6 protein-coding genes are annotated in these 8381 nt (G+C 70.3%); all 6 read left to right on the top strand.

Features of this window, described 5'->3' with window-relative positions; genetic code table 11:
* Window positions 1–347: 347 nt before the first annotated feature.
* From ABIS05_RS08740 to ABIS05_RS08715, 6 genes are read left to right on the top strand one after another with little or no spacing between them, the layout of a single operon-like run.
* A complete protein-coding gene (locus tag ABIS05_RS08740) occupies window positions 348–1472 on the top strand; it encodes a contractile injection system protein, VgrG/Pvc8 family (RefSeq protein WP_348013313.1) in 1125 nt (374 codons plus the stop codon).
* Window positions 1472–2188, top strand: coding sequence for a phage baseplate assembly protein V (locus ABIS05_RS08735; protein ID WP_348013312.1), 717 nt, complete (start codon window positions 1472–1474; stop codon window positions 2186–2188). Before ABIS05_RS08740 ends, ABIS05_RS08735 begins: the two co-directional genes overlap by 1 nt.
* Before the next feature lie 5 nt (window positions 2189–2193).
* A complete protein-coding gene (locus ABIS05_RS08730) occupies window positions 2194–2481 on the top strand; it encodes a hypothetical protein (protein WP_348013311.1) in 288 nt (95 codons plus the stop codon).
* Entirely contained in the window at window positions 2481–2861 is a 381-nt protein-coding gene (locus ABIS05_RS08725; protein ID WP_348013310.1) for a GPW/gp25 family protein, read from the top strand. Before ABIS05_RS08730 ends, ABIS05_RS08725 begins: the two co-directional genes overlap by 1 nt.
* Entirely contained in the window at window positions 2858–5485 is a 2628-nt protein-coding gene (locus tag ABIS05_RS08720; RefSeq protein ID WP_348013309.1) for a baseplate J/gp47 family protein, read from the top strand. Before ABIS05_RS08725 ends, ABIS05_RS08720 begins: the two co-directional genes overlap by 4 nt.
* Entirely contained in the window at window positions 5482–8319 is a 2838-nt protein-coding gene (locus tag ABIS05_RS08715; RefSeq protein WP_348013308.1) for a hypothetical protein, read from the top strand. Before ABIS05_RS08720 ends, ABIS05_RS08715 begins: the two co-directional genes overlap by 4 nt.
* Window positions 8320–8381 lie beyond the last annotated feature (62 nt).

The following is an 8381-nucleotide window of genomic DNA, read 5'->3' as shown; positions in this document are numbered from 1 at the left end:
TGGGCAGATGGAGATCGGCTTGCAGGACGGCAGCACTCGGCTGTTCGGACCGGGGCAACACTTTTTTTCCGCCGATGTCTTGCCCGCGGGCGTGCAGTTCGAACCGGGATTGCACGGCCACTGGAGTCGGCAGGTCGGCGCAGAACCGCTGGTGACGCTGTTTGTGCGCGGCTGAGAGCTTGTGAACAAATCCGACACACCCGCTCGTGCACCCCAAAAGGTGCCACTCGTTGTTGCAAATGCTCGCCGTAGCCCGAGCTACGGCTGCGCTTTGCGCCTAGATTGGGTCGCTTTGGAGCGCCCTTTCGGGCACGCCGGATTCCCTCTCACCCTCTGAGCGACGCCCCATGCCCACCGCCACCCTGCGCCTGTTTCTCGACGACATGCCCGCCGACGAGGAACAGCTCGCCGCGTTCGGCGCCATCCGCGTCGACCAGGCCATCGGCATGGCGGCCGAGGCCGAGCTCGACGTGCCGGTCGGCACCAACGAACAAGGGGCGTGGGAGAAGCTGGAAGACGATTTTGCGCAGGCCTTCGCGCGCATCCGCGTCGAGATCAAGGTCGGCGACGGCCAATGGATTGCCTTGATCGACGGCCCGGTGGTCGGCCAGCGCTTCACGCTCGACGCGACGCCCGAGACCAGCCTGATGACCCTGGTGGTGCATGACGACAGCGTGCTGCTCGACCGCGACGAGGACGTGAAGTCCTTCGAAGACCAGACGGTCTCCGACATCGCCAGCGCGCTGTATTCGGAGGCCGGCCTCACGCCGCAGGTCGACACGCTGGCCGATGCCGGCAGCGCCTTGTCGCGTTTTCGCGTGCACCGCGGCACGCCGATGCAGCTGCTGCGCAAGCTCGCGCGCGAGCACGGCATGTTTGCCTATGTCGAGCCCGGCCCGGCGCCGGGCGCCAGCGTCGGCGTGTTCCAGCGCATGCAGGCCGCAGACGACAGCCTGCCCGAGCTGGTGCTGCTGGGCGATGCACGCAACATCGGCCGCTTCAGCGCACATTTCGACGCCTTGCGCCCGCTGGCGCCGCAGGCCTTCAGCGTGCTGGCGGCCGACAAGCAGGTGGTGACCTCGCAGGCCGAGCAGTCGACCGCCGCGGCGCTGGGCGACGAGGCGGTGCACACCTTGCTGACGCCGGCGCGCACATTGCTGACCTCCACACGCGAGGAACAGGGCGACATCGACGCGGCGGTGCAGGCCGGGGCCGACCTGTCGTCCTGGGCCTATGGTGCGCAAGGCGAGGTTCAGGCCGACAGCTACGCCGGCGTGTTGCGCCCCTACCGCAAGCTCAGTGTCAGCGGTGCCGGCGGCCACTTGTCGGGCGACTACCTGATCAGCCGCGTCAGCCACGAGATCCGGGACTCGGGCTACAAGCAGCAGTTCTCGCTGACGCGCAACGCGCGCTCGGCCGGCAGCGGCGTCAGCGGCGGCGTCAGTGGCGGTCTAAGCGGAGGGCTGTTCTGATGGACTCGAGCCAGATCGAACGCCTGGTGGTGCAACTCGCCGAGAAGGAGCGCGACCGCTTCTACGGCAAGTACCGCGGCGTGGTCACCGACGTCGATGACCCCGAGGGGATGGCGCGCCTGCGCGCGCAGGTGCCAGCCGTGCTCGGCGAGATCGACTCGCCCTGGGCCCTGCCCTGCGCGCCCTACGCCGGCGACGGCGTCGGCTTCCATGCGGTGCCGCCGGTCGGCAGCGGTGTGTGGATCGAGTTCGAGGCTGGCGACACCTCGCGCCCGATCTGGAGCGGCGGCTGGTGGGCACGCAACGAGGCGCCGAAGGACGAGAAAGGCACGGCCGCAAAACCGCCGCTGAAGATCCTGCGCAGCGAAACAGGCTTGATGCTCTCGCTGGACGACGACGGCCATTCGGCCACCGTGTCGGACGCGAGCGGCAGCAACTTCGTCACCATCCGCGTCGACGAAGGCCTGATCCGCGTCGAGAGCACCGCCAAGGTCATCGTCGAGGCGCCGCAGATCGAACTGGTCGATGGCGCGCAGCATCCGCTGGTGTTCGGCGACAACCTGCTGCAGTACCTCAACGAGCTGGTCGTCACCTTCAGCACCCACATCCACGTGGGTGAGACCTGCATGGGCATACCGGTCACGCCGATGATTCCCGTGAAGCCCTTTTCCCCCGCGACACCGTCCCTGCTGTCGGTGCGAGTCAAGACGGGTTGACAACGATGGCCGACGCGCTGAAGGCAGGCAACTTCGCCAGCGACAACGACGACAGCATGGCCTGGCTGATCGAGCTGGCCATGCGCGACGAATGGTTCGCCGCGCGCGGCGAGCCGCTGCCCACCAGCGGCCCGGGCGTGAAGGACCGCAAGATCCTCTTCGCCGCGGTGGCCAAGGGCGTGCTGCGCTACCTGTACGAGCACCGCGACGACCTGATCACGACGCTGCAGATCGAGCAGGGCATTGGCAACCACCGGCACGAAGCCGCTTTCGATCTGGTGGAGAAGACCTGATGAGCGGCCGCCACCTCGCCTTCCCCTTCCACGTCGGCAGCGACGGTCGCTCGGCTGCGCCGGCCACGCTCGACGCCCATGTGCGCGGCGAGATCCTGCAACTGCTGCTTACCGCGCCGGGCGAACGGCCATTTCTGCCGTCTTTCGGTGCCGGCCTGAAGCGGCTCGTCTTCGAGCGCAACGACCCGGTGGCTGCGGCGCTGGCCAAGGCCACGGTCGCGCAAAACCTGTCGCGCTGGCTGGCCCAGCGCATCGCGGTCGAGTCGCTAGAAGTCTTCTCCGAGGATTCGACGCTGAGTGTCGACCTCAAGTACAAGTTGCTCGCCACTGGCGAGGTCAAGCACGTGCGGCTGCAGCAGCAGCCGGGTACGAGGCCATGAACGGCGTCTTGCTCGACGAGGAACGCGTCGCCGACCGCGCGCGCGATCTGGACGCGACCGGCCACAACGGCTTGCGCCTGGTCTACGTCTCGTTGGAGGCGGTGCCCAAGCCCACGTTCGCCTGGCTCGACCTCGAGTTCCACAACGCGCAGGCGCTGGGTGCGCTGCCGCCAAGCGAGGCCTTTTCGGTCACGGGTGGCGTTCGCCTGCGCGCCGGCAGCCTGCCCGGCCAGGTGCAGGTCACCGAAGTCCATGCCGACCCCGATGGCCGCCCGTTTGCGCTGCGCCTGAAGGTCTCGCCCGTCGGCGACTACAGCAGCTACACGCTGGCCACCGCGCTCGGCAGCCTGATCGCGCCCGGCGACGCGCTGCCGCGGGCGATGGACCCGCTGCTGAACAGGCTGCCCTTCAAGTTCCGCCCCGGCTGCTTCAACCTGGCCTGCGCGCCGCGCTGGGATGCGCCGCCGCCGCGCGGCGGTGTGCCGGCGATCGACTACCTCGCACGCGACTACGACAGCTTCCGCCATGTGCTGATGGCCGCGATGGCGCAGCGCGTGCCCGGCTGGCAGCCGACCAGCGAAGCCGATCTCGACCAGGTGCTGATCGACCTGATCGCCGCCCAGGCCGACGAGCTGGCCGACCACCACGACCGCGTGATTGCCGAGCGCTCCATCGTCAGCGCGCGCAAGCGCGTCTCGCTCGCACGCCACGGCCGGCTCGTCGACTACCACCTGCACCAGGGCAACCAAGCCAGCACCTGGGTCGCCGTGCAAGCCATCGCCACGACCACCGACCTGCCCACCATGAGCAGCGACCCCGCCGGCATGCAGGATGAATGGGCGGTGTGGAACGGCCGCGACTGGCGCGATGCCGACGCCGTGGTGTTCGCGCTGCCGCGCGAGCCCGGCACGCGCTGGCGCCGCCGCGTGTTCGCCGCGGCCAACACGCTACAGCTCTACACCTGGGGCGACAGCGTCACCGCGCTGGCCGAGGGCGCGACCAGCGCCGACCTGCACATCGCCGGAAGCAGCAGCGAGGCCGACGCCATCGTGCTGGAGGACCTGTTCAACCACGTCTCCGGCGACCAGAGCACAGCACCGGCCGAGGCCGACGTCGACACCCGGGTCGACCAGCTGCTGATCGAGGAAGCGCGCAACCCCGCCACCGGCACGCCCAACGGGCGCAGCCTCGCGCGCCGCCAGTTGCTGCGTCTGGTGCCACTGGACGGCGACGTTGCGCGCGCACAGCGGCTGCAGGATCCGGTCACTGGCGCCTGGTTCGTGCGCGTGAACTGGCTCGCCGCCGACGCGCTGACGCAGAACTACTGCTTCGTCTGCGACTGCGCCGGCGTGCTGGTGCGCGACCTGACGCAGTTCCACGCCAACCTGCTGCACGTGACCCAGGGCCGGCCGCACGAGACCGTGTTCCAGCCGGCGGGCACGGTGCTTAGGCCCGACGACGACAACCGCCTGCGCCGCCTGTCCCACGCCCATGTGTCGCTGCGCCAGCGCCAGAAAGGCCCGCAGCGCATAGCCGACGCCACGGTCTGCATGCTGCCCGAGGCGGCCGGCGTGCTGGCCTACCGGTCGACCCCGCCCGACGGCATCACGCCGCCGCGTTCGACGCTGCACGTGATCGTCCAGGGTTTCGATTCGGCCTGGGAAGAACGCATCGACCTGGTGCTGTCGGAAGACGACGACGAGCACTTCATCGTCGAAACCCACGAGAACCAGGTGAGCCAGCTGCGCTTCGGCAACGGCGTCAACGGCCGGGCATTGCCCGCGGACGCGACCGTCACGGCGCAGTTCCGCAGCGGCCAGGGCGTGGCCGGCAACGTCGGCGCCGACGTGCTGACGACCGCGAACAACGCCAACCTGCTGCAGCGTGTGTGGAACCCGTTCGACGTGACCGACGGCCGTGCGCCCGAGGCCGCGGCTGACCTGCTGCGCCGCGCACCCGAGGCCTACCGCCGGGTGCAACTGCGCGCCGTGACGCTGGCCGACTACGCCGCGCGCGCGGCCGAGGTGCCGGGCGTGGCCCAGGCACGTGCCGCCTACCGCTGGAGCGGCAGCTGGCGCGTGGTGCGGGTCGCGATCGATCCGGTCGGCGGCGGTGAGCTCACGGCCGCGCTTCACGCGCGCGTCACTGCGCACCTCAATGCGCTGCGCCTGATCGGTGACGACGTCGAGCTGCGCACCGCAGTCTATGTGCCGCTCGACGTGCGCCTGACCGTCTGTGCGCATTCGGCCTACTGGGTCGAGGACCTGCGCACCGAGCTGGAAATGGCCTTCTCCGACAGCGATCTGCCGGCCGGCCTGCCGTGGCCGCAAGGCTTGTTCCACCCCGACCTGTGGAGCTTCGGCCAGTCGCTGTATGCCAGCCAGCTGATCGGGCGGGCGCTGTCGGTCACCGGGGTCGAGCGTGTCGTCAAGCTCGGCATGCGGCGCTTCAACCCGGGCAGCGGCGGCGGTGTGACCGTGGTCGAGGTCGATCCGTCGGCGCTGCCCGAGGCGACGGCCCAGCGCCTGGACTTCGGCGAGTTCGAGGTGCTGATCGTCGCCAACGACCCGGATCACCTGGAACGTGGCCGCATCGTGTTCGACATCCAGGGGGGCCGGCGATGAGCTGCGAACACGACTGCGAACGCCCTGCCGACTTCCCGGCGCCGGTCTTCAACCGGCCGGCCCTGCCGCGCATCGGCTACCGCATCGGTGGCTATGCCGAGATGCGCGCGCGCATGCTGTCGCTGATCGACCAGTCGCCCGCGCTGTCCGCGTGGACCCACCGCGGCCCCGACGACCCCGGCATCGCGCTGGTCGAAAGCGCGGCGATCGTCGGCGACATCCTGTCGCTCTACCAGGACGACTACGCCAACGAAACCTGGCTGCGCACGGCGCTGCGGCGCGACGCGATCACCGACCTCGTGCGTCTGCTCGGCTACCGGCCGGCGCCCGGCCTGGGCGGGCGCGCGCGCTTCGCGATCGCGGTCAAGGGCGAGCGGCCGGTGCAGGTGCCGGCCGGGCTGCAGCTGAAAGCCCAGCTCGAAGGCGCCGACGCGCCGGCCACCTTCGAGACCGAGACCCCCATCGAGGCCCGCCCGGCGCTGTCGCAGTTCCGCCTGTACCGCCCGCGCGCCGTGCCCGCCATCACCAACGGCATGGCGAGCTTCGAGTACCGCGGCAGCGTTGAACTGAAGGCCGGCGACAAGCTGATGGTCGGCCTGCTGCGCGGTGACGCGGCCAACCGCGCCTACGACCACACCCAGGTCCTGATCGTCGACACGGTGACCGAGGCCTTCGGCATCCGCCAGATCAAGACCAAGGGCAGCCTGGAGAGCCTCAACCGCCTGCTGCTGTCGCTGACGCCGCTGTTCACCGCCAGCAACTCGGTGGCCACATCCGCCAGCTCGCTCGCGCTGTCATCCACCGCCAGCGCGGTCAGCAGTGCCTTCAGTAGCGCATTCGGCGGCGGGCTGCTGGCCTCGCTGTCCTTGGTCGGCAGCGCCAGCTTCGTCTCGACCGGGGTGCTGACCGGCATCGCCGCCTTGCCGGCCTACAGCGGGCTGCTGCAGGCCGGGCTGGCACTGGCAACGGCGTATTCGACGCCGACCCTCGTCGCCTGGAAGCTCGGCAAACAGCACCGCCACTTCGGCCACGCCGCGCCGGCCTCGCGCGTGCAGGTCGATGCCGATGGCCGTGCCAGCGAGATTCCGGTGCCCTACACCCGCGTGCTGCACACGTCCCAGGGTGATCCGGCCGGGCCGCGGCTCGGCGCGCTGCAATTGCCGATCGAAGGTGAGGACGACACGCTGACCGCCGGCCTGGGCGTGCTGGTCGAGGCCAACCTGGCGGCCGGCGCCAACGGCAGCCCGCGCAAACGCCTGCTGGCGCGGCGGGTGCGCCAGCTTGACCGCCAATCGCTGGCCTGGGGCGCGCAGACGGGCGCGGCGACCGTGCTGACGCTCGACGCCGACCTCGCCATCAACGAAGGCAGCACCGCGCTCACCCACACCGACATCCGCGGCGTCGCCATCCACGTGGTGCAGGGCAGCGCCTTCGAACTGCGCGCACTGCCGGTGAACACCGGCGCCACCGAAGGCAGCAAGCTCGACTTCTACGGCAGCGCCGCAGATGCCCATGCCCTGCTCGGCCGCACGCTGCTGATGGCCGAGCCCGCCGGCCCGGTGGCGACCCAGGTGCAGCGGGTGCGTGCGCAAACCAGCGGCGAGCCGCGCTGGGAGCTCACGCTCGGGCGCAGCGTGGGCCTTGCTCGCTACGGCCACGACGAGCCGGCCGTGTGGAACTACGCCAACCTGGTCGACGCCACCGAAGGCAAGACCGAGACCGACACCGTGCTCGGCGACGGCGACGCGCGCAGCGTGTTCCAGACGTTCGCATTGCCCAAGTCGCCACTGACCTATCTGCTCGACACCACTGTCGCGCCGCCGCAGCTGCCCGAGGTTGAAATCCGCGTCGACGGCGTCTTGTGGCAGCGCGTCGAGAGCTTCTTCGACGCCGGCCCGCGCGACCGCATCTACCTCGTGCGCGAAAGCGACGACGGGGCCAGCCACGTCCAGTTCGGCGACGGGCTGCGCGGCGCACGCCTGCCCTCGGGCCGGGGGAACGTGCGCGCCACCTACCGCAGCGGCAGCGGTGCGAACGGGCCGCTGAAGGCCGATGCGAAGGTGAGCGCACAGCCACGCCTCTCCGGCTTCGAAGACGCCTTCCTGCTCGAGCCGGTGACCGGCGGCGCGCAACGCGAGCCCGAGCACAGCGTCAAGCGCGCCGCGCCCGGCAGCATGCAAAGCCTGGGCCGCATCGTCAGCCTGGCCGACTACGAGACCGAGGCCCAATCGCTGCCCGGCGTGTTGAAGGCACGCGCCTCGTGGACGCTGCTCGACGGCGCACCGGTGTTGGCGCTGACGGTGCTGACCGATGGACTTGCGGCGGCCGACGCGACCGCGCTCGACGGCGCCTTGCGCGCCGCGGTCGCCGCGCGCGGGCCGGCACGCTGTGCCTTGACGCTGCGGCTGGGCAACCGGCGCTTCGTCACCATGGGCTTGCGCGTCGGCTTCGACGCGCGACTGCGCAGCGCCGATGTGGCCGCCGCGGTGCATCAGGCGCTGGGCAGCGACCCGGATGAGGTCGCGCTCGACGACCTGCCGAGCGGCGGCCTGTTCGACTGGCGCGGCCGCCAGTTCGGACAGGACGTGCATGGCTCGCAGATCGTCGGCCGCGTGCAGAACGTGCCGGGTGTGGCCTGGGTCGAACTGACACGGCTCGGTTTCACGTCGACCTCGCTGCTCTCGATCTCCAGCAGCCTGTTCACCGGCTCGGCCTTGGTGCCGGCGTCTCAACGGCGCGTGGTGTGCCCCGCGACCAGCTTGCTGGGCTTGAAGGCCGGTGATCTGGCGCTCGAATGGGTAGCCGTCGAACCGGTTGAAGGGAGGGCAGCATGAGACATGCGACAGCCCTATCTTTGCGGGCCGAGCGCCGGGCCGTTCCCAAGCCGGCCCGCATC

Origin of the sequence: Roseateles sp. (assembly GCF_039929605.1) — a bacterium.
In the GTDB taxonomy this organism is placed as follows: Bacteria; Pseudomonadota; Gammaproteobacteria; order Burkholderiales; family Burkholderiaceae_C; genus Pelomonas.
This window is presented reverse-complemented; position numbering and strand designations above follow the sequence as displayed.